Raw genomic sequence first — 20,350 nt, forward strand, 5'->3', positions numbered from 1 at the left:
CAGGAATCACCATGTCTGAACAAACCATCACTCCGGAAGTCGACCAAACTCTCGAACTCAACAACGAGATGACCGAGCGTCGTTCCAAGCTGGCCGCCCTGCGCGCCCAGGGTAATCCTTTCCCCAACGACTTCCGTCGCGACAGCCTCTCTGGCGATCTGCACGCAGAGTTCGACGACAAAAGCGCCGAGGAGCTGACGAGCCTGGGTAAACGGGTGAAGATTGCCGGTCGCATCATGACCCGCCGGATCATGGGCAAGGCTTCTTTCGCCACCCTGCAGGACATGGCCGGCAAGATCCAGGTCTACGTCACCCGTGACGACCTGCCGGAAGGTTTCTACAACGAGCAGTTCAAGAAGTGGGATCTGGGCGACATCGTGGGTGTCGAAGGTACCCTGTTCAAGACCCAGACCGGTGAGCTCTCCGTTCACGTTTCCGATATCCGCCTGCTGACCAAGGCACTGCGTCCGCTGCCCGAGAAGCACAAAGGCCTGACCGACCAGGAAGCTCGCTGCCGCCAGCGCTACCTGGATCTGATCGCCAACGAAGAGTCCCGCAAGACCTTCATGATCCGCACCCAGGTGGTTGCCGGTATCCGCAAGTTCTTCAACGAAAAGCGCTTCATGGAAGTGGAAACCCCGATGATGCAAGTCATTCCGGGTGGTGCCTCCGCACGTCCGTTCGTCACTCACCACAATGCGCTGGACATCGACATGTACCTGCGTATCGCTCCGGAGCTCTATCTGAAGCGTCTGGTGGTTGGTGGTTTCGAGCGTGTCTACGAGATCAACCGCAACTTCCGTAACGAAGGTATCTCGGTTCGTCACAACCCCGAGTTCACCATGATCGAGTTCTACATGGCCTACGCCGACTACATCGATCTGATGGACCTGACCGAAGAGCTGCTGCGCACCCTGGCGCAGGACATTCTGGGCGACACCAAGATCCGTTACGCCAAAGAGGGCGAAGAGGGCCTGACCATCGATTTCGGTCAGCCGTTCCAGCGCCTCACCATGGTCGAGTCCATCCTGAAGTTCAACCCGGATGTAACTCTGGACGATCTGGCTACCCTCGAGAGCGCCAAGGCCGTTGCCAAGCGTCTGCACATCGAGCTGATGAAGGGCTGGGAGCTGGGCCACGTGATCACCGCGATCTTCGAAGAGACCGTGGAGCACATGCTGCTGCAACCGACCTTTATCACCGAGTACCCGGCTGCCGTTTCTCCGCTGGCCCGCCGCAACGACGTGAACCCGGACGTAACCGACCGCTTCGAATTCTTCATCGGTGGCCGCGAGCTGGCCAACGGCTTCTCCGAGCTTAACGATGCAGAAGACCAGGCCAAGCGCTTCCAGGATCAGGTTGATCAGAAAGAAGCTGGCGACGACGAAGCCATGTTCTACGACGCAGACTTCGTCACCGCACTGGAACACGGCCTGCCGCCGACTGCCGGTCAGGGTATCGGTATCGACCGTCTGGTAATGCTGTTCACCAACAGCCACACCATCCGTGACGTTATTCTGTTCCCTGCCCTGCGTCCGCAGAAGTAAGGCCCACAGAAGCCAGCTAAATCCCTTGGGTCAATCCCGAGCGTGATAGCCCATAAAAACGCCCCGCGACTGCGGGGCGTTTTTATTGGCATGTGTCACGTAACGTGTTATTTGGCGAGGGGCAGCAACCACTCCCCCTGCCACAGGGTCAACCCCTGACCCGCCATCAATACTCGCTCACCCCGCAGCTCCAGCCTGAGCTCACCCCCTCTGGATGAAACCTGACGGGCCCGCAACTGCTGCCTGCCGAGCCGTTCAGCCCAGAAGGGCATGAGAGCACTGTGGTTGGAGCCGGTGACCGGATCCTCATCCACGCCAACCCAAGGGGCGAAATAGCGGGAGACGAAATCATCATCTGCCCGGCTCGACGGAGCAGTGACTATCAGCCCCCGTCCCGGCAGGGCGCGCAGGGCATGGAAATCAGGCGAAATAGCGCAGATCTCCTCTTCACTTGCCAGCTCCAGCAAGAACTTGGCCCCGACCGCCAAGGTCTGTCGTGGCTGGCAACCAAGCGCGGCAGCATAGGCGGGATCCAGCGTCAGTGGCGTCAACGCGATACGCGGAAAATCGAGCCAAATCCACTCCCCTTCGCGCCGGGCCAGCAGCTCACCACTACGGGTCTCGAAGCGGATAGTCTCGTGTGCAGCTACCGCTCCTGTCTGCCACAACACATGAGCAGCCGCCAAGGTGCCATGACCGCAGAGATCAACCTCGACTTTCGGCGTGAACCAGCGTAACTGGTAATGGGCCCTGCCAAGTTGTACCAGAAAGGCTGTCTCGGAGAGGTTGAACTCGGCCGCCATCGCCAGCTGGCTGGCATCCGGCAGGGCGGGTCCCAATACAACCACTGCGGGGTTGCCACCAAGGGGCTGCCGACTGAACGCATTGACATGAAACAATCTGATATTGGACATGGCACTTCCTGTGTTATCAAGTGGCTCTCATTTAACGCCCTTTATACCACGCCCCTCTTTTGCTGCGGGAACAGGCGTACCTCTGTCCCTTTAATGCATTAATAGAATAAAGAAGACATTTTTATTCTTTGTTGTTATCCAACACGCCCTTTAATCTGGCCAAAAATCAGACCATGGAAGACGCGTGTGATGCAATTGAAGGATTCCCCATTCAACCTCTCCCCCCTCTCTGACGAGCAGCAACGTCAGTTGGGTCAGGTACTCTCGACCCTCAATACCCAGCAACTGGCCTGGGTGAGCGGATATCTCTACGGCCTCTCCCAGACCGGTCAGCAGAGCGTTGCAACCAGCGCCGCCGTGGCTGCACCCAGCGGCAGCCTGACCATTCTCTACGGCTCCCAGACCGGCAACGCCAAAGGTGTCGCCACTGCCATCAAGGCGCAGGCCGAGGCACGTGGCCTCCCCGTCACCCTTGCGTCGATGGCCGACTACAAACCCAAGCAGCTCAAGAAAGAGAGCCATCTGCTGGTGGTAGTGAGCACTTACGGGGAGGGTGAACCGCCGGAGAGCGCCGTCGATCTGTTCGAGCAGCTTAAAAAAGGCAAGATTGGCAAGCTGGACGGCCTCAGGTTCGCGGTGCTGGGGCTGGGTGACAGCTCCTACGAATTTTTCTGCCAGACCGGCAAAGATTTTGACAACTTCCTCGCCAGCGCAGGGGCCGAGCGGGTTTATGAGCTCGCCAGCCTCGATGTGGATTATCAGGATGCCGCCAAGGCGTGGGGCGAACAGGCGCTCAATGCCATCACCGCGACCCTCTCTACCGGAGCGGCCAGCAGCAGCGTAGCCAGCGCGGTGCAGCAGGCGGTTGGCCACAGCCAGTACAGCAAGGAGAACCCCTTCCCTGCCCGCCTGTCGGTCAATCAGAAGATCACTGGCCGGGATTCCACCAAGGATATCCGCCATATCGAGATCAATCTGGCCGACTCCGGCCTCACCTATCAACCGGGTGATGCCCTCGGCGTCTGGTTCGACAACGATGCAGAACTGGTTAATGAAGTGCTGGCCCTGACCGGCCTCTCCGGCGATGGAGCCACAGCCCACGGCAGCTTGCACACCGCACTGACCAGTCACTTCGAACTGACCCGGCTGCACGGCGGCTTTATCACAGGGCTCGCTGACATATCGGAGAACGCAGCGCTCAAAGATCTGGCTGGCGACAAGGCCCAGATCAATGCACTGGTCGCCTCCGCTCAGGTGGTGGATGTGCTGAAACGCTTCCCGACCGCCCTCACGACCGAGCAGCTGGTCAGCCTGCTGCGCCCCCTCACCCCGCGCCTCTACTCCATCGCCTCCGCCCAGAGCGAAGTGGAAGAGGAGGTGCACCTGACCGTCGGCGTGGTGCGCTACCCGCAGGAAGATGGCACTGTGCGCTCTGGCGCCGCCTCCTCCTATCTGGCGGATCGGCTGATTGAGGATGGCGAAGTACGGGTATTCGTCGAACACAACGACAACTTCCGCCTGCCGCAAAACCCCGACACCCCCGTCATCATGGTGGGCCCGGGCACCGGCATCGCCCCGTTCCGCGCCTTTATGCAGGAACGGGAAGCCCAGGGAGCCGAGGGCAAGAACTGGCTCTTCTTCGGCAACCCCCACTTTACCCAGGATTTCCTCTATCAGGTGGAGTGGCAGCGTTATGTGAAATCGGGGCTGCTGTCGAAGATCTCGCTAGCCTTCAGCCGGGATCAGGCCAACAAGATTTATGTGCAGGACCGTCTGCGTGAAGCGGGCCAGGTGCTCTACCAGTGGCTGGAAGCAGGCGCTCACTTCTATGTGTGTGGTGACGCCAACAAGATGGCCAAGGATGTGCAGGAGGCCCTGCTGGAAGTGATTGCCGAACACGGCCACAAGAGCCGCGAGGAAGCAGAAGAGTATTTGAGCGAATTGCGTCGTGCCAAACGTTATCAAAGGGATGTCTATTGATGAGCAAACAACCTCTTTCTCACCCAAAAGCGGGACCGGTCGAAGGGCCGCTGGCCGACAACGAGCGCCTCAAGCGCGAGAGCAACTTCCTGCGCGGCACCATAGAGCAAGATCTGCAGGACCCGCTCACCGGCGGCTTCAACGGCGACAACTTCCAGCTGATCCGCTTTCACGGCATGTACCAGCAAGATGACAGAGACATTCGCCCCGAGCGTGCCGCCCAGAAGCTGGAGCCGCTGCACAACGTCATGCTGCGTGCCCGTCTGCCGGGTGGGATCATCACCCCGGCCCAGTGGCAGATCATCGACAAGTTCGCCGAAGAGCACAGCCTCTACGGCAGCATCCGCCTTACCACCCGACAGACCTTCCAGTTCCACGGGGTATTGAAGCGCGACATCAAGCTGATGCACCAGACCCTCAACAGCACCGGCATCGATTCCATCGCCACCGCCGGCGATGTGAACCGCAACGTGCTCTGCACCAGCAACCCGGTGGAGTCCGAGCTGCATCAGGAGGCCTACGAGTGGGCCAAGAAGATATCCGAACACCTGCTACCCAAGACCCGCGCCTACGTGGAGATCTGGCTCGATGGCGAGAAGCTGGGAGAAGATGAGGAACCGATCCTGGGTTCCAACTATCTGCCGCGCAAATTCAAGACCACAGTGGTGATCCCGCCCCACAACGACGTGGATATCCACGCCAACGATCTCAACTTCGTGGCGATTGCCGAGCACGGCAAGCTGGTCGGCTTCAACGTGCTGGTGGGCGGGGGTCTGGCCATGACCCACGGCGACACCAGCACCTACCCGCGCAAGGCGAGCGACTTTGGCTTTATTCCGCTCTCCCACGTACTGGAGGTGGCGGCTGCCGTGGTCAGCACCCAGCGCGACTGGGGTAACCGGGTCAACCGCAAGAACGCCAAGACCAAGTACACCCTTGAACGTGTTGGCGTCGAGGCGTTCAAAGCCGAGGTGGAGAGCCGCGCCGGCATCCAGTTCGGACCGGTGCGCCCCTATGAGTTCACCAGCCGTGGCGATCGCTTCGGTTGGGTCGAGGGGATCGACGGCAAGCACCACCTCACCCTGTTTATCGAGAATGGCCGCCTGCTGGACTTCCCGGGCAAGCCGCTCAAGACCGGTATGCTGGAGATCGCCAAGGTGCATCAGGGGGATTTTCGCCTGACCGCCAACCAGAACCTGATCATCGCTGGGGTACCTGCCAGCGAGAAGGCTCGCATCGAAGGGCTTGCACGCCAATACGGCCTGCTGGATGACGGCGTGAGCGAGCAGCGCAAGCAGTCCATGGCTTGTGTGGCACTGCCTACCTGCCCGCTGGCAATGGCCGAGGCGGAGCGCATGCTGCCAGCGTTTGTCACCGACATCGAAGGCTTACTGGCCAAGCACGGCCTGGCCGATGACGCCATCATCTTCCGGGTCACCGGCTGCCCCAACGGCTGCGGCCGCGCCATGCTGGCGGAAGTGGGTCTGGTGGGCAAGGCGCCCGGCCGCTACAACCTCCATCTGGGGGGCAACCTGGAAGGCACCCGCATTCCGCGCCTCTATCAGGAGAACATCACCGAGCCGCAGATCCTGGCCGAACTGGACGCGTTGATCGGCCGCTGGGCCACCGAGCGAAATCAGGGTGAGTGCTTCGGCGACTTCGTGATCCGGGTTGGGGTAATTGCCCCCGTTATCGATTCTGCGAGGGACTTCTATGCCGCTTAATCTGCCGCTTAATGTCACTGAAGATGGCCGCCTTGACCTGCAGGCACTGCTGGCCCTCGGCCGTGAGGAGCAGACCGAGGCGCTGGCGCCCCTCAACCGGGAGCTGGATACCATGAGTGCCCCCGAGCGGGTGCGCTGGGCCTTGGCAAATCTGCCGGGGGAGCATGTGACCTCATCCAGCTTCGGCATTCAGGCGGCGCTGATGCTCCATCTGGTAAGCCGCGAGCGGGCCGACGTGCCCGTGGTGCTGACCGATACCGGTTATCTGTTCCCGGAGACCTACCGCTTTATCGACGAGCTAACCGAGCGCCTCGCGCTCAACCTGAAGATCTATCGGGCCGAGCTCAGCCCTGCCTGGCAGGAGGCTCGCTTCGGTCTCTTGTGGGAGCAGGGGGTGGAGGGGATCACCCGCTACAACCAGCTCAACAAGGTGGAGCCGATGGACCGCGCCCTGCGTGAGCTGGGGGCCCAGACCTGGTTCTCCGGCCTGCGCCGGGAGCAGTCCGGCAGCCGTGGCAAGCTGCCGGTGCTGGGCATCCAGCGCGGCCGTTTCAAGTTCCTGCCGGTGATCGACTGGAGCAACAAGGATGTCTTCTACTACTTCAAGGAGTTCGACCTCCCCTACCACCCGCTGTGGGAGCAGGGTTATCTCTCGGTGGGCGATGTCCACACCACCGCCAAGTGGGAGCCGGGCATGAGCGAGGAGCAGACCCGCTTCTTCGGCCTCAAGCGCGAGTGCGGTTTGCACGAGGAAAATGGCGAGAACGACGGCTCAGGCATCTAATCCCGTCTTGAAAACCCAACAGAACAACAAGGGCATCTGAAGATGCCCTTGTTGTTATTTGCAAATTAGCATTCGCCCGTCAGCGTCGCTGCCAGGTCTCGAAGCTATAGGGATGCGGGTTCTTCTCATCGGCAGGGTGGCTCTCGCAATCAACGCGTTGCCACTGACCATCATCAAAAGCGGGGAAACGGGTATCCCCCTCCACCGCCAGATCGATGCGGGTCAGGTAGAGACAATCCGCGCTCGGCAACATCTCGGCATAGAGATGACCGCCACCGATCACCATCAACTCCTCCACCGAGCTACCTGCCAAAAGAGCCAGCGCCGCCTCGACGGAGCCCACCACCTCAATGCCCTCGGCCTGATAGTCGGGATTGCGGCTGATCACCAGATTGCGCCGTCCGGGCAGCGGTCGACCGATGGATTCGAAGGTCTTGCGCCCCATCAATACCGGTTTACCGAGGGTGACACGCTTGAAGTGAGCCAGATCGGCAGGCAGATGCCAGGGCATCTGGTTGTCCTTGCCGATCACCCTGTCGTGGGCCATGGCGGCAATCATGGAAATCTTCATGGGGCCTCTCACCGTCTGTCAGATTATGGGGCGGTTACGGTACACGACCAGAGAGGGGATCGCCAAACCGAAACTGAGGGCACCGACGATAAAGAGCGCCTTGAGGCCGTTCTCCACCGCACTCTGGATCAACTCCATGGTCACGCCATTGATGTTGAGCTCTACCACCGCAATCATGGTCTTGAAGGCATAACTGCCCGGGATCATCGGAATGATGGAGGCAACGCTGAACACCGGACGCGGTGCCAGCAGACGGCGCGACCAGTAGACGCAGACAAAGCCGACCGTGGTCGCCGCCGCCAGCGTCGCCCACTCGATAGGCATGCCATAGTGGATCAGCAAGGTACGCAGGCTGTGGGCCAGCGCGCCGCCCATGGCGCAATACTTCAGCATCCGTGGTGGCACATTGAACAGCATGGCAAACCCCACCGCTGGGATGGAGGACCAGAAGGCATCCTTGGCCAGTAGCCAGAGCAAATCCATCATACTTTCCACCCCCAGATCCCGGTGACCGACATGGCCAAAATGATACCTATGGCGGCGCTGATGGTCAGCAGGGTCGCAGTCCCCCAGCGGGCCAGCCCCATGTTGAAGTAGCCCTTCACCATATCGGAGACCGCATTGATCAGCGGAAAGCCCGGCACCAGCAGCAGCACGCTGGCCGCCATGGCGAGATAGGGCTGGTCACCCCAGTTGAAGAAGGTGGCGCTGGAGGAGAGCAGGGTGGCAATAAAGCCGGTGGCGGCAAAATTGATGAGCGGGCTGTGGTGATGGCGAGCCATCAGCTGGCGCACCCGCATCGCCACGGCAGATGAGAAGCAGGTCACCAGGAAGATGGGCCAGTCACCGCCAAACAGCAGGCTAAAGGCACCACAGGAGAGCCCCACCATGGGGACCACCAGCCAGGGGTGATAGTGAAAGGGGACGATGGCCTCGAGCCGCTGGCGCACTTCACGGGCACCGATCAGCTCTTTCTCCGCCATGATGCAGATCCGCTGGATCTCGCACACCACCTGCATGTTGATGCCATGTTCACGCACCCGCCGGGTAGTGGTAACACAGCCCCCCTGATAGAGGCTGGTGAGCACGATGGCACTGGAAGAGATGGCCATCTCGACACTCTCCAGCCCCAGCGCCATCCCCAGCCGCACCGTGGTCTGCTCGATGATCCGGCTCTCCGCCCCGAACTGGGCCAACATCTGACCCACCTTGACGATAATGCGGGTGATCTCTGTCTGTTGCTCCCGCGACAACACCCGTCTTGGTGTGATACTTCTCATAATCCCTTCGAGTCGTAGCAATAAAAATTTCGGCCATATTAGCCTAACTTTTACTGTTATTCATCCACCCCTATCACAACCTGACTAATTAGTTATTACAAGAAGGAGAAAAGAAATTACATCACAAAAACATTACGACTAACATTAAAAACCATAACAATCAGGTCGCCAGCAATTCCCTTTATTATGGCCTCACCGATTTGGCTGAAATATCATTCAAGGGGGTTATTGCAGATTATTTACGACGTCGATAGTCCGTCAGATGGATTATTTTACCACTGCCATCGCTTTCAGGCGGAGGGTCCCCCTCTTCTCTGAACTGGCTCATTTCGCTGCGCATCAAATAAAAAGATTCCCGCATCATGTTGGTAATCCGGATACAGCTATCAAGATTGTTTTTCGCCAGCCGGCGCTGACCATCAATCTTGAACTGCAACCCGCGCAGACGGCGCTGCTGATCGAGGCTCGCTCGGGCCATCAGCTGGTCGATCTGCTGCTCCAGAATCGCATCCAGCCGGGAAGGCTCACTCGCAGCCAACTCCTTCAGGGTGTCAAAATCAGGCAACTCCATATGCCCTCCTTGGCGACTATTGCTGGCAACACACTGCGGTACCACACCATCACGTCCCAGCCATATAAATCTGTATATACGACGCGGCTAAAAAGGGTTCAATCCATCCACTGGCGACTAAACCGGACAATGGTCACTACGAGGGTGTCTATCTATTTTAATTGTGTTTGGAAACAAGCGATTGTTTTTAATTCATGCGAGATAAAACACTTATACATTTTAGGTTGTGATTTTCTGTTTTTTATTGCAAATAAAAATCCGGGTGGCCTTATTTTGCTTCATTCGACACTTTATTCTTCCCTCACCGACCCGCGTCATCTCCTGACGGTTTAACATATCTCACTGATTATGTTATTTTAATTGCCACTTTTATCGGACATTCAAGAGCAGACCATGAGCAAGGCAAAAATCGGTATCGTCACCGTCAGCGATCGCGCCAGCGCGGGCATCTATGAAGACCTCTCCGGCAAGGCCATCATCGACACCCTGAACGCCTATCTGACCTCGGAGTGGGAACCTGTCTATCAGGTGATCCCCGATGAGCAGGAGCAGATTGAAGCGACCCTGATCCGGCTGGCGGATGAGGAGCAGTGTTGCCTCATCGTCACCACAGGCGGCACCGGCCCGGCCAAGCGGGATGTCACGCCGGAAGCGACCGAAGCGGTATGTGATCGCATGATGCCGGGCTTTGGCGAGCTGATGCGGGCCGAATCCCTCAAGTTTGTGCCGACCGCCATTCTGTCGCGCCAGACAGCCGGACTGCGCGACGACACCCTGATCGTCAATCTGCCGGGCAAGCCCAAATCAATCCGCGAATGTCTGGATGCCGTCTTCCCCGCCATCCCCTACTGTATCGATTTGATGGAAGGGCCGTATCTCGAGTGCGATGAAACTGTCATCAAGCCGTTTCGGCCGAAAAAATAGCAAAGCCGACCATAAAAAATAATGGCGAGCCACGGCTCGCCATTATTTTTAGCTCATCTGTTCGTGCAGACAAAATGCATCGATTATTTACGGCCGAATACTTTTACGCCCGCTTTGCTGCGCTCTGAATTACCGTACACTTCGATCTTTTTCACACAACGACGCGAACCCAGTGATTTCCACTCGGTCTCTTTATCACTGCTCATCTCCCGATCGAAGCGAATGGTTTTGGTACGATCACCACCATAGGTCACCACCACCCGATCCAGGGTCAAATCACGTTCCGCCTTCACCTTGATATATTTGGTCTGACGGCAAATCACCAAAGGAATTGTCGCACCATGATCACCGGCCCCCAGCAAAATAGTCCGCCCCAGCGTGAACTGATCATCGCCAGCATGGCTGGCTGACGCCACCACCAGCAAGACACCACCCAGCAAGCTGCGTGCAGAAAAACGGGAATTCCAGATAGACATCAAGGACATAACACCTCCAATAAAAAATGGAGTGTGATGATAAGGGTTAAACCATAACGGAAGCTGTATCACAGCTGAATTTGCTGCGAATGTGCGGGGATCAACAGAGAAAACAGCGCGACTTTTCGGCAAAAAGAGAAGAGCCGCAGATAGCGGCCCTTGCGGCAAGAGAGCGCTTAGCGTTCCATGATTTGGGTCACGTCATCTTTCTTGATCATCACCTCACGCCCTTCATGATCGTAATAGCGATACATGCCGGTACTCTCATCCAGCTTGGGTTTGCTCTCTGTGGTGATCATCTTGCCATCCTTGGTGCTCATGATGTATTGGGAGCTGCATGCCACCAGCCCCAGGGCGCACACCAGGATCATCATCAGTTTTTTCATAGGCGCACTCTTCTCCTTTCACCCTCACCACGAGGGTTTCATATCCAGCCTACTCCAATCCGGCAGGCAGTCGGAAACTTGCACAATAAAGTGAGATCACCATCATAAATCAGTTACTTGCGACCACCCGGTTTGCCACTGCTACCGGTACCGGAACCACAGCCAAGTGCCAGCCGATCTGCCGCGGATCTGGCCTGCACCAGACCATAGCCATAGCTGTTGTCCCGTCCGACAGCCCCCAAATCCTGGGCGCTGCTGCGCAAGGTCTGGCGCAGTTGATCATTGCTGCACTCCAGCCGCTGTGACCAGGCCAGGGTGGCGACCCCGACCACATGAGGGGTCGCCATCGAGGTACCGCTGTAGTTGGCATACCCACTCGGCACGGTCGACAGCACAGCAACACCGGGGGCCGACAGCTCCACCTGATCGTTGCGTTGGGAGAAGTAAGCCAGCTGTTTGTTGCTATCGATAGCCGCCACGCTCATCACACTGCTGTAGGAGGCGGGATAGGACTTGCTAGTGTTGCCCGCATTGCCCGCCGCCGCCACACTCAATACGTTCTGGCTGTAAGCCTCATTGAACGCTCGCTCTTCTGTCTTGCTGGGCACACTGCCTCCCAGGCTCATATTGATGACCATGCGAGTGAAACCGCGGTTGATCATCCCCTGCTTGCAGGCATTGAGTGCCCCCACCAGGTTGGATGTATAGGCCCAGCCGTTGGCACCAAATACCTTGATGATATGCAGCGGGACGCTCTGATTCGGCAAGACACCGACCACACCGGTGTCGTTCCCCCCCACGGCGGCGATGGTGCCTGCCACATGGGTTCCGTGACCGTTTTCGTCACTGCTCCAGCTACCGGTACCAGCATCATCACTGCCCTGCACCTGAGTACCATGGGGCAGATCCGGGTGATTGCCGCTGTAGCCAGAATCAATGATGCACACCAGAACCTCTCCGGCCGCACCATCGCTCAGTTGTGGCGCCTGTACCATGGGAATGCCATAAGGCAGGGTCTCGGCGCTGGCATAACGTTTGGCATCCGGCTCGACCCAGAGCACGTTGGGATTGCGCGCCAGTGCTGTCGCTGCAGCGGCTGGTAACCAGAGTGCCAGCGCATGCTGTTCGGGCAGTTGCAACGCCAGTTCGCCACCCATCCCCTTGCTCTGGGCCAGCACAGCTGCCTCAGCACCCGGTTTCAGCTGAACCAGATAGCGAGCCCGTTCGACAGCCATCGCCCCCTGTGCAAGTACGCCTGCCACCAGCAGGCCAGTCCATATCCGTCTCATCAGTCACTCCTTCCATCGACCTGATAGCCACCAGCAAAGTGTAGTACCCCATTGGCGCAGGCCCGAGCGGATACAAAAAGGCCGGACATCTCTGTCCGGCCTCTTCTTTCCAGCGCAAGATCACAATCATGACTTGGCGGGCTGACGCTCACCGGTCACGGTCGGGTTCTTGGGATCTGAACTCCACTCGTACCAACCGCCGTCGTAGACGCTGATCTGTTTCCAGTCCATCAGCCAGGCGTAGAAGAAAGCCTCGGAGGCGCGCCAGCCGGTACCGCAGTAGAACGCCGCCTGCTGAGTTGGCTCGATATTCCACTGGTCCCACATGGCGAGGAGCTCGCGGGCTGGCTTCATGGTGCCGTCCGGGTTGTGGAAGTCGCTCATGCTGTTGGCATCGACGCCACCATGACCCCACTTGGCCCCCGGGATATCGCCCTTCGGCTTGATGTAGCTGTAACCTGAGGTGTTGCCGACAAACTCGTCCCAGGTACGCACGCTGACCAGGGCGCTATCGGGCTGCTTGAGCAGCTCTTTCGCCTGACTTAGCGTGGTGTAGTACTCGGGGTGAGCGGGAATGGCCACGCCAAACTCCTTCACCGGCTCATATTTGTTGGGCAGACCGGTTTCGGTGCGCAGATGCTGGATAAACCAGGCATCCAGACCACCATCCAGGAGGCGTACATCTTCCACCCCCGCATACATCATCAGGTGCGCAGCACGGGCGGCCGCCATGGTGTTTCGACCATAGAGGATGACGGTGGTGTCGTGACGGATGCCGTTATCCAGCAGCAGCTTCTTGAGCGCTTCGTCAGAGACCTTGTTCCACAGCGGCTCCTCTTCGAGGCTGTTGGTATCGATATAACCGGCCCCCGGGATGTGGCTGATGAGGTAGGCCTTGGGTGAACCCCAATCCACTTCAAACAGCTTCCAGTCACCCTTGGGCGCCGCGGCAACCGGCTTGCCCTCTTGCAGATCCGCCAACCAGCGCGGATAGACCAGCTGCTGCCAGCGTGCCAGCGACTCGCGCGGTGCGGCTTGCCACCCTTGCAGCTCGAACAGCTGCTTGATCCCCTGCTTGCGCAGCAGACGGGCCACCTCAGCCACTTCGCGGGACGCGCCGTAGAGGGCAACCGGACGATCGGCCTTCAGCCCCTTGATCTCGAGCGCCTTTGGCCACTCTTCATCGCTGTATTTCCACTCGGCTGAGAGGTTCTCGGCGCCCGCTACATGACCGCCCTGCTTCTCCCCTTCCATCGGCCACCCCTGATAGAAGTAGCTGGCGCGGGTATCCAGGATGACAGCCTGTTTGGCCTTGGCATCGGCCAGCGAGAGCGGTGGCAACTCCCCTGCCACGGCGGGCAGGGCACACCAGAGCAGTAAGGTCGCCAGCGCGGCCTGCAGGAAGCGAAGATGTCGTTTCATGGTGATTTCTCGATTCATAGTGAACAAGGTTAAAAAATGGAGCGACCCAGCCGCTCGGCCAGCAGCTCCAGCGCCGCCGTGCCCGCCAGCGAGTTGCCGGCTTTGTTGAGCTCGGGCGACCAGACACAGACGCAGAGCTCACCCGGGATCAGGGCGATGATACCGCCGCCGACACCCGATTTGCCCGGCATGCCGACACGATAGGCAAAATCGCCCGCCTCATCATAGAGGCCGCAGGTGGCGAGCAGGGCGTTGACCTGTTTGGTGGTGCGGGCGGGCAGCAGCGGCACGCTCTCGCCCAGTGGCACACCACGGTTGGCCAGATAGATGAATGCCCGCGCCAGATCGACGCAGCTCATGCGAATGGCACAGGCATTGAAGTAGCTTTGCAGCACCTTGTCCACTTCGTTTTCGAAGTTGCCATAGGCCTTCATCAGATAGGCGATGGCGGCGTTGCGGGCAGAGTGCTGATATTCGGAGCGGGCGACCACTTGATCCGCCATGATAGCCGGATTGCCGGAAAGACGGCGCACCAGCTCGAGGGTACGCTGACGGGGCGCAGTGAGGCGGGTCTCCAGCAGATCGCTCACCACCAGCGCCCCGGCATTGATAAAGGGGTTGCGGGGGATCCCCTGCTCGAACTCGAGCTGAACCAGCGAGTTGAAGGGCTGGCCGGAGGGCTCCTTGCCAACCCGGGCCCAGATCTCCTCCTCCTGATAGAGAGTGAGTGCCAGGGTCAGGCTAAGGGCCTTGGAGATACTCTGGATGGAGAAGGGTTCAAAAGCGTCACCGGCGGTGAACAGCTCCCCCTCGACGGTACAGACTGCAATACCCAGCCGATCGGCAGGCACCTGAGCCAGTGCCGGAATGTAGTCGGCCACCTTGCCTTGTCCCAGCAACGGGCGCACCTCTTCAAGGATGCTGGCCAGTAATTCGGATGACAACACCATAAGCAATAAGCGATTCCATGACTAAAACAGCGGTGGAGATCCCATCCCCACTGACAAAAATCCCGCCAGCGGCGGGATTTTTCAGTTACCCACAACAAGGCGCCAGATGCGGCAGCCTTGTATCAGGCCGGTTCACCGTACCAGAGGTCGAACAGCTCGGTAACGACCACGGCTTCCATCCCCTTGCCTTCCAGCCAGGATTTGACGGCAGCGCGGTCTTCTTCGGTACACTTGCCCAGTTGCTGGGTGCAGATCATCCCTTCCCAGGCCAGGTGACCGGAGCCGGCAAAAGCCAGTTTGCGGGGTTCAACAACCTCATCGATCATCGCATCGACTACCGCATCGATGGTCTCTTCGGCAGTGCCGACCGGGAAGTTGAAACTGATGTCGAAACCCATTTCCTGGAATTCATCGACGCGCAGTTTCTTGCGCAGGCGGCGGCTACGATTGGCCATGATAGCTCCTCAAGTTAGTTGATACGCTAGGTGTGTTGACGTGCCAGCTTAGCTGATACGCTTGAAAATCAGATCCCAAACCCCGTGGCCGAGACGGTGGCCACGTTGTTCAAATTTGGTCAGCGGACGCCAGTCCGGACGAGGCACCCAGTTGCCGGTGGCAGAGGTGTTCTCGTAACCCTCGGCGGCGCTCATCACTTCCAGCATATGCTCGGCATAGTTTTCCCAGTCGGTCGCCATGTGGAACACGCCACCGATGGCCAGCTTCTGGCGAATATCCTGAGCAAATGCAGGCTGTACGATGCGTCGCTTGTGGTGACGGCTCTTGTGCCAGGGATCCGGGAAGAAGAGCTGCAGGCAGGAGAGTGAACCGTTCGGGATCATGTGCTCCAGCACTTCCACCGCATCGTGGCAGATCACCTTCAGATTGGTGACCCCCGCTTCCTGAGCGGTGCCCAGACAGGCGCCCACGCCCGGGGAGTGCACTTCGATGCCGATGAAGTTCTTCTCGGGGGCATTCTTGGCCATCTCAACCAGAGAGGCGCCCATGCCAAAACCGATCTCCAGCACCACAGGTGCCTCGCGGCCAAACAGTGCGACCAGATCGAGCTGCTTTGGCTCGAAATCGATGCCCATGACCGGCCAGAGCTCTTCCAGGGCCTTCTCCTGCCCTTTGGTCAGGCGGCCTTCGCGACGGACAAAGCTGCGGATCTTGCGCATGAACTTGCCGTCTTCGTTAAATACATCTTGGGTCACAGGCATAATGGTCTCGTTATTTCATCAATCCGGGTAATACATCTTGTGTTCGATCCCGAGCGGGACCGCTCGCGGTTCGTCATTTCATCGACCCGCGAAAACAGGGGAGCGAATTATCCCAAGATAGGCCCAAGGCGCAAGTGTTTCGCGCAACAAATATTCCGGCCATCCACTTCCCTGCACCCTCACTGGCATCACCATACCGACTAACCGTCCAATATAATCCGCAGTAGAGTCGTTCCAGCCCTTTTTTGGCGATTTTTGTGACAATCATTGCCTCATTTCTGAAATCTGATACAAACGGATAACCTGGCGGTCGAATGGAGCGACCGCCCACATGCCGAGAGAATTGTCTATGCAGCCGTTTTTTGCCCAGCGCTTCGAGAAGGTTGAACCTTCATTTATCCGTGAAATCCTCAAAGTTGCCGCCAATCCGGAGATCATCTCCTTCGCCGGTGGCCTGCCCAATCCCCACCTGTTTCCGGTCAAGGCGATCGATCAGGCCTGTCAGGATGTACTGCGCGAACAGGGGGCTGCCGCCCTGCAATATGCGGCGACCGAGGGCTTCGCCCCGCTGCGCCAGTATATTGCCGACCGCTATCTGGCCCGCCACGGCATGCAGATCAATCCGGACAACATCCTCATCACCAGCGGCTCCCAGCAGGCGCTGGATCTGCTGGGCAAGGTGCTGATCGACGAGGGTCAGGATCTCATCATCGAAGAGCCGGGTTACCTTGGCGCCATTCAGGCTTTTTCTGTCTACCAGCCCACCTTCAAGCCGATCACCCTGGAAGAAGAGGGACTGGACCTGGCAGCGCTGGATGCGCTGCTGGCAAGCGGCTCCAATGCCAAGCTGCTCTACGGCGTGCCCAACTTCCAGAACCCGAGCGGTGTCTCCTACAGCCGCTCCAACCGCGAGGCACTGGCCGAGCGGCTGGTTCGCCACGAGCTGTTGATGGTGGAAGATGATCCCTACGGCGAGCTGCGCTTCGAAGGGGAGCATCTCCCCCCGATTGCCAAGCTGGCGCCAAACAATACCGTGCTGCTCGGCTCGTTTTCCAAAACCGTGGTGCCCGCCTTCCGTCTGGGCTGGATGGTGATGCCGGAGTGGCTGCGCAAGAAGGTGACCATCGCCAAGCAGGCGACCGATCTGCACAGCAACGCCTTCAGCCAGCAGGTGCTGCACCGCTTCCTGACCGACAACTCCCTCGACGCTCACCTGGAGAAGATCAAGGAGGTCTATGGCCGCCAGCGCGCTGCCATGGAGGCCGCTTTGGCCCGTCACTGCCCGCCCGGCGTCAGCTACACCAGACCGGAAGGGGGCATGTTCCTCTGGCTGACTCTGCCAGCCCACATCAGTGCCATGGCGCTGTTTGACGAGGCGATCAAGGAGAAGGTGGCCTTCGTACCCGGCGCCCCCTTCTACGTGCGCCCCGAGATCAAGAACACCCTGCGCCTGAGCTTCTCCTGCGTCGATGAAGCGACCATCGAGGAGGGGGTCAAACGCTTGGCCCGCGCCCTCCAGCGCATGCTCTGAACGCCCAAGCCAAACGGTATCAACAAAAAACCAGCGAGTGATCGCTGGTTTTTTATGCTCCCCATTCAACCGTTCAGCCAAACAGGGTCTTGCAAAACTGCTTCATCGGGATGGGGCGGCTGTAACGATACCCTTGCAGATAGTCAACGTGGCGCGCCCGCAGGTAGTCCGCCTGCGACTGCTTCTCGACCCCCTCCGCGATCAGGATCAATTCAAGTCGCTTCGCCAGATCAATCACGTTTTCAACGATATGACTGGAGAGTGCATCCGTGCCGATCATCTCCACAAAGCTCCGATCAATCTTGAGTGCATCGACCTGAAACTGTTGCAGATAGGTGAGACTGGAGTGACCGGTGCCAAAGTCATCGATAGAGATCAACACGCCCAGCTTGCGCAATTCGGCAAACATCTGAGCGGTTGTCTCATCGGCCACCAGCAACTCCCGCTCGGTCAGCTCCAGCCCCAAATCAACGGGATTGTCCTTAAACGCGTCGAGAAACGCCTTGCAGTCAGTCAACAGGTCGAGATCTTGAAAGTGTTTGGCGCTGATATTGAAGCAAAAATGGAATTTGGCCGGCAACTTGCGGGCATAAGGGGAGAAGTGGTCGCGCACCTGCGCCATCAACAGGCTGGTCATGGGCACGATCAACCCGCTATCTTCCGCCAGCGGAATAAAGCGATCCGGCGAGATCATCCCCTGCTTGGGATGCTGCCAGCGCATCAGCACCTCACAGCCACGCCACTGCTCGTCATCGCCGGAGACCACCGGCTGCAGATAGGGGATAAACTCCTCCTCGATCAACGCCCGCTTGAGCTCTTCCGCTGGTGAGCTGCTACGCCCCATCAGCCTGAAGGTGCCGAATCCAATCAGCAGCGCCAGCAACGGAGAGAGGAACAAGGTATATCTGGAGTATCGCCATGCGTGGCTCCAGTAGTCATGCACCGTGACCCGGGTGACGACCTGATAGGGGAAATCGGCCGAAGCGAGGGCAATATAACCCTCTTCTGTCGGAGAGGGCGCCGCCCCGACCTGACCTGAGCCAAACAGTGCCCTCTGCCCCACCACCAGAGCCATCGGGGAGTTCTTGCTGGAGATCTCCAGGGTATTGCGCAGGTAGTAGCCATCTACACCGATCAGCACACTCCCCTTGTCCGTTTCATGACGCAGCACGATCAAGGGGCGATCCGGTGTGACCTCATTGCCTGGCAGCAGTTGCAACCTGCCATCCACATAGCGGTCGGGATTGAAGAGGCCATCGTAGTCACCATAGAGCGAGGTGCAATAGATGTGGCTGCCTACAGCCAGATTGGCGGAACGGACATAAGGCACCGTGGCCACCTGTTCGCGCAGCAGTTGTGCCGCCTCCTTGCACGAGTGACCCAGCATCCCCTTCACATTGATGGCCGCCTGCTGGGCATGGCCGATGGAGCGCTCAAACATCACACGGGCATGCTGCAACCGTGAATCGGCATCACGCTCTGTCTCCGTCACCGTCTGCCAGATAACGGCAACAACCCCCAGCAGCAGGATCCCGCCCCCCATCAGCAGCGCCAACAAAATCCTCGAGTAAAGCTGGCGAAGTTTCAAACGACGAAATGGCATGGCGGCCTCTTTGATGCTCGGATAATGGGTGACAGCCTCGGTGGACAGGCGAAAAGGGTCGCCATAATAGCGATTGTTCAACAAATGTCCACCCAACAAAAATCAATCAATTCAAACTATTGTTCAACAATATGTCGTAAGAAGAGGATAGAGTTAACAAACGTCAAACAGAAAACTCCCGAAGCACGTCTCACTTGTTGAAGGGAAGCCACACCATTAAAGTTGAGCAAACGGCAGCAGGAGCATGCAGCGATGAAGATTCTTATTACCGGAGGGACCGGCTTTATCGGCCGCAAGCTGGTTGCCCATCTCAAGGTCAATCACGAGGTCGTGGTATTGAGCAGGCAGGGGAGCCGCGCTTACTCCCTGCTCGGCCACGATATCAAGGTATTGGATAACCTCGATCGGCTCGATGACCTCAATGACGTGGATGCAGTGATCAATCTGGCCGGTGAACCTATCGCCGCCGGACGCTGGAGCGAGTCGCGCAAACAGCTGCTCTGCGATAGCCGCTGGCTACTGACCGAGCAGCTGGTGGATCTCATCAAGCTATCCAGCACGCCGCCCAAGGTGCTGATCAACGCCTCCGCCATCGGCTGGTATGGCAGACAGGGCACCGAAACCCTCGATGAGCAGTGCCGCTCTCCCAACGACGAGTTTACCCACCAGCTCTGCCAACAGTGGGAGACCCTGGCGCAGGAGGCCCAGAGCCGCCAAACCCGGGTCTGTATCGTGCGGATCGGGCTGGTGCTTGGCATGGATGGGGGCGCCCTGCCCAAAATGCTCCCTCCCTACCGACTCGGACTCGGCGGCCCCATGGGATCAGGCAGCCAGATGATGAGCTGGATCCATGTGCAGGATCTGGTGCGTGCCATGCTATTCTTGCTGGAGCACGAGGAGTGCAGCGGCATCTTCAACGGAACCGCCCCTCATCCGGTCAGTAACCGGGAGTTCAGCCAGACTCTGTCCGCGACCCTGCACCGCCCACACCTCTTCTTCGTCCCTGCGCCGCTGTTGCAACTGGTGATGGGGGAGGCGGCAGATCTGCTGCTGACCGGACAAAAGGTGATACCAACAAGGCTGCAACAGGCCGGTTTTCACTTCAGCTATCCCGAGCTGCCGAGTGCCCTCACCAATCTGCTGCGCGAGCCCCGCTAGCTCACACCCGCTCGCGGCGTCCG

General features: G+C 58.7%; 20 protein-coding genes. 7 read left to right on the forward strand and 13 right to left on the reverse strand.

Annotated features, from left to right (window positions below; genetic code table 11):
* Positions 1 to 11 precede the first annotated feature (11 nt).
* Positions 12 to 1,547 (forward strand): lysine--tRNA ligase, encoded by a 1,536-nt coding sequence (gene lysS / locus ACB035_RS08265; RefSeq protein ID WP_005335201.1) that lies wholly within the window; start codon positions 12 to 14, stop codon positions 1,545 to 1,547.
* Positions 1,548 to 1,654: 107 nt separating this feature from the next.
* On the opposite strand, the gene ACB035_RS08270 is transcribed toward lysS, so the two are convergent.
* Positions 1,655 to 2,461, reverse strand: coding sequence for a PhzF family phenazine biosynthesis protein (locus tag ACB035_RS08270; protein ID WP_371167047.1), 807 nt, complete (start codon positions 2,459 to 2,461; stop codon positions 1,655 to 1,657).
* 189 nt (positions 2,462 to 2,650) lie between these two features.
* Here ACB035_RS08270 and ACB035_RS08275 point away from each other — a divergent pair, with 189 nt between their 5' ends.
* The 3 genes from ACB035_RS08275 to ACB035_RS08285 are packed head-to-tail and all read left to right on the forward strand — an operon-like array spanning position 2,651 to position 6,949.
* Positions 2,651 to 4,441 (forward strand): assimilatory sulfite reductase (NADPH) flavoprotein subunit, encoded by a 1,791-nt coding sequence (locus ACB035_RS08275; protein ID WP_371167048.1) that lies wholly within the window; start codon positions 2,651 to 2,653, stop codon positions 4,439 to 4,441.
* On the forward strand, positions 4,441 to 6,165 hold the full coding sequence (gene cysI, locus ACB035_RS08280; protein WP_371167049.1) for an assimilatory sulfite reductase (NADPH) hemoprotein subunit: 1,725 nt from the start codon (positions 4,441 to 4,443) through the stop codon (positions 6,163 to 6,165). Before ACB035_RS08275 ends, cysI begins: the two co-directional genes overlap by 1 nt.
* On the forward strand, positions 6,155 to 6,949 hold the full coding sequence (locus ACB035_RS08285; RefSeq protein ID WP_371167050.1) for a phosphoadenylyl-sulfate reductase: 795 nt from the start codon (positions 6,155 to 6,157) through the stop codon (positions 6,947 to 6,949). Before cysI ends, ACB035_RS08285 begins: the two co-directional genes overlap by 11 nt.
* 79 nt (positions 6,950 to 7,028) lie before the next feature.
* On the opposite strand, the gene folA is transcribed toward ACB035_RS08285, so the two are convergent.
* From folA to ACB035_RS08305, 4 genes are all read right to left on the reverse strand, one after another.
* Complete coding sequence (folA, locus tag ACB035_RS08290) at positions 7,029 to 7,520, reverse strand: type 3 dihydrofolate reductase (protein ID WP_047438078.1); 492 nt, start codon at positions 7,518 to 7,520, stop codon at positions 7,029 to 7,031.
* Between the two features lie 18 nt (positions 7,521 to 7,538).
* On the reverse strand, positions 7,539 to 8,006 hold the full coding sequence (locus tag ACB035_RS08295) for a threonine/serine exporter family protein (protein ID WP_026035076.1): 468 nt from the start codon (positions 8,004 to 8,006) through the stop codon (positions 7,539 to 7,541).
* Positions 8,003 to 8,800, reverse strand: coding sequence for a threonine/serine exporter family protein (locus ACB035_RS08300; protein ID WP_005348133.1), 798 nt, complete (start codon positions 8,798 to 8,800; stop codon positions 8,003 to 8,005). Before ACB035_RS08300 ends, ACB035_RS08295 begins: the two co-directional genes overlap by 4 nt.
* Positions 8,801 to 9,035: 235 nt before the next feature.
* A complete protein-coding gene (locus ACB035_RS08305) occupies positions 9,036 to 9,371 on the reverse strand; it encodes a DUF3135 domain-containing protein (RefSeq protein WP_371167051.1) in 336 nt (111 codons plus the stop codon).
* Positions 9,372 to 9,764: 393 nt separating this feature from the next.
* On the opposite strand from ACB035_RS08305, the gene mog reads away from it, so the two are divergent.
* A complete protein-coding gene (gene mog, locus ACB035_RS08310; protein WP_005348144.1) occupies positions 9,765 to 10,295 on the forward strand; it encodes a molybdopterin adenylyltransferase in 531 nt (176 codons plus the stop codon).
* An 83-nt stretch (positions 10,296 to 10,378) separates the two neighbouring features.
* Here mog and ACB035_RS08315 read toward each other — a convergent pair whose 3' ends face one another.
* The 7 genes from ACB035_RS08315 to trmB form a co-directional block, all read right to left on the reverse strand.
* Positions 10,379 to 10,780, reverse strand: a complete 402-nt coding sequence (locus ACB035_RS08315; RefSeq protein ID WP_005348146.1) for a DUF2541 family protein — start codon at positions 10,778 to 10,780, stop codon at positions 10,379 to 10,381.
* A 167-nt stretch (positions 10,781 to 10,947) separates the two neighbouring features.
* Positions 10,948 to 11,157 carry a YgdI/YgdR family lipoprotein gene (locus tag ACB035_RS08320; protein WP_005335219.1) on the reverse strand — a complete coding sequence of 70 codons (210 nt, stop codon included), beginning with the start codon at positions 11,155 to 11,157 and terminating at the stop codon, positions 10,948 to 10,950.
* A gap of 113 nt (positions 11,158 to 11,270) precedes the next feature.
* Complete coding sequence (locus tag ACB035_RS08325) at positions 11,271 to 12,446, reverse strand: S8 family peptidase (protein WP_371167052.1); 1,176 nt, start codon at positions 12,444 to 12,446, stop codon at positions 11,271 to 11,273.
* Positions 12,447 to 12,572: 126 nt separating this feature from the next.
* Positions 12,573 to 13,868, reverse strand: a complete 1,296-nt coding sequence (locus ACB035_RS08330) for a sulfurtransferase (protein WP_371167053.1) — start codon at positions 13,866 to 13,868, stop codon at positions 12,573 to 12,575.
* Positions 13,869 to 13,897: 29 nt separating this feature from the next.
* A complete protein-coding gene (gene glsB, locus ACB035_RS08335; RefSeq protein ID WP_005348151.1) occupies positions 13,898 to 14,818 on the reverse strand; it encodes a glutaminase B in 921 nt (306 codons plus the stop codon).
* Between the two features lie 122 nt (positions 14,819 to 14,940).
* Positions 14,941 to 15,273 (reverse strand): YggL family protein, encoded by a 333-nt coding sequence (locus tag ACB035_RS08340; protein ID WP_005348158.1) that lies wholly within the window; start codon positions 15,271 to 15,273, stop codon positions 14,941 to 14,943.
* A 48-nt stretch (positions 15,274 to 15,321) separates the two neighbouring features.
* A complete protein-coding gene (gene trmB, locus ACB035_RS08345; RefSeq protein ID WP_371167054.1) occupies positions 15,322 to 16,035 on the reverse strand; it encodes a tRNA (guanosine(46)-N7)-methyltransferase TrmB in 714 nt (237 codons plus the stop codon).
* A gap of 349 nt (positions 16,036 to 16,384) precedes the next feature.
* On the opposite strand from trmB, the gene ACB035_RS08350 reads away from it, so the two are divergent.
* On the forward strand, positions 16,385 to 17,566 hold the full coding sequence (locus tag ACB035_RS08350) for a PLP-dependent aminotransferase family protein (protein WP_157162072.1): 1,182 nt from the start codon (positions 16,385 to 16,387) through the stop codon (positions 17,564 to 17,566).
* Between the two features lie 73 nt (positions 17,567 to 17,639).
* On the opposite strand, the gene ACB035_RS08355 is transcribed toward ACB035_RS08350, so the two are convergent.
* Complete coding sequence (locus ACB035_RS08355) at positions 17,640 to 19,169, reverse strand: EAL domain-containing protein (protein WP_371167055.1); 1,530 nt, start codon at positions 19,167 to 19,169, stop codon at positions 17,640 to 17,642.
* A gap of 252 nt (positions 19,170 to 19,421) precedes the next feature.
* On the opposite strand from ACB035_RS08355, the gene ACB035_RS08360 reads away from it, so the two are divergent.
* Complete coding sequence (locus ACB035_RS08360; RefSeq protein ID WP_179902391.1) at positions 19,422 to 20,327, forward strand: TIGR01777 family oxidoreductase; 906 nt, start codon at positions 19,422 to 19,424, stop codon at positions 20,325 to 20,327.
* Positions 20,328 to 20,350 lie beyond the last annotated feature (23 nt).

Origin of the sequence: Aeromonas sp. S12(2024), from assembly GCF_041402305.1 — a bacterium.
In the GTDB taxonomy this organism is placed as follows: Bacteria; Pseudomonadota; Gammaproteobacteria; order Enterobacterales; family Aeromonadaceae; genus Aeromonas; species Aeromonas veronii.

What these genes read in the sequence shown, in the direction of transcription:
- lysS (WP_005335201.1), top strand. Translation starts at nt 12, where the DNA reads ATGTCTGAACAAACCATCACTCCGGAAGTCGACCAAACTCTCGAACTC.
- ACB035_RS08270 (WP_371167047.1), bottom strand. Translation starts at nt 2,461, where the DNA reads ATGTCCAATATCAGATTGTTTCATGTCAATGCGTTCAGTCGGCAGCCC.
- ACB035_RS08275 (WP_371167048.1), top strand. Translation starts at nt 2,651, where the DNA reads ATGCAATTGAAGGATTCCCCATTCAACCTCTCCCCCCTCTCTGACGAG.
- cysI (WP_371167049.1), top strand. Translation starts at nt 4,441, where the DNA reads ATGAGCAAACAACCTCTTTCTCACCCAAAAGCGGGACCGGTCGAAGGG.
- ACB035_RS08285 (WP_371167050.1), top strand. Translation starts at nt 6,155, where the DNA reads ATGCCGCTTAATCTGCCGCTTAATGTCACTGAAGATGGCCGCCTTGAC.
- folA (WP_047438078.1), bottom strand. Translation starts at nt 7,520, where the DNA reads ATGAAGATTTCCATGATTGCCGCCATGGCCCACGACAGGGTGATCGGC.
- ACB035_RS08295 (WP_026035076.1), bottom strand. Translation starts at nt 8,006, where the DNA reads ATGATGGATTTGCTCTGGCTACTGGCCAAGGATGCCTTCTGGTCCTCC.
- ACB035_RS08300 (WP_005348133.1), bottom strand. Translation starts at nt 8,800, where the DNA reads ATGAGAAGTATCACACCAAGACGGGTGTTGTCGCGGGAGCAACAGACA.
- ACB035_RS08305 (WP_371167051.1), bottom strand. Translation starts at nt 9,371, where the DNA reads ATGGAGTTGCCTGATTTTGACACCCTGAAGGAGTTGGCTGCGAGTGAG.
- mog (WP_005348144.1), top strand. Translation starts at nt 9,765, where the DNA reads ATGAGCAAGGCAAAAATCGGTATCGTCACCGTCAGCGATCGCGCCAGC.
- ACB035_RS08315 (WP_005348146.1), bottom strand. Translation starts at nt 10,780, where the DNA reads ATGTCCTTGATGTCTATCTGGAATTCCCGTTTTTCTGCACGCAGCTTG.
- ACB035_RS08320 (WP_005335219.1), bottom strand. Translation starts at nt 11,157, where the DNA reads ATGAAAAAACTGATGATGATCCTGGTGTGCGCCCTGGGGCTGGTGGCA.
- ACB035_RS08325 (WP_371167052.1), bottom strand. Translation starts at nt 12,446, where the DNA reads ATGAGACGGATATGGACTGGCCTGCTGGTGGCAGGCGTACTTGCACAG.
- ACB035_RS08330 (WP_371167053.1), bottom strand. Translation starts at nt 13,868, where the DNA reads ATGAAACGACATCTTCGCTTCCTGCAGGCCGCGCTGGCGACCTTACTG.
- glsB (WP_005348151.1), bottom strand. Translation starts at nt 14,818, where the DNA reads ATGGTGTTGTCATCCGAATTACTGGCCAGCATCCTTGAAGAGGTGCGC.
- ACB035_RS08340 (WP_005348158.1), bottom strand. Translation starts at nt 15,273, where the DNA reads ATGGCCAATCGTAGCCGCCGCCTGCGCAAGAAACTGCGCGTCGATGAA.
- trmB (WP_371167054.1), bottom strand. Translation starts at nt 16,035, where the DNA reads ATGCCTGTGACCCAAGATGTATTTAACGAAGACGGCAAGTTCATGCGC.
- ACB035_RS08350 (WP_157162072.1), top strand. Translation starts at nt 16,385, where the DNA reads ATGCAGCCGTTTTTTGCCCAGCGCTTCGAGAAGGTTGAACCTTCATTT.
- ACB035_RS08355 (WP_371167055.1), bottom strand. Translation starts at nt 19,169, where the DNA reads ATGCCATTTCGTCGTTTGAAACTTCGCCAGCTTTACTCGAGGATTTTG.
- ACB035_RS08360 (WP_179902391.1), top strand. Translation starts at nt 19,422, where the DNA reads ATGAAGATTCTTATTACCGGAGGGACCGGCTTTATCGGCCGCAAGCTG.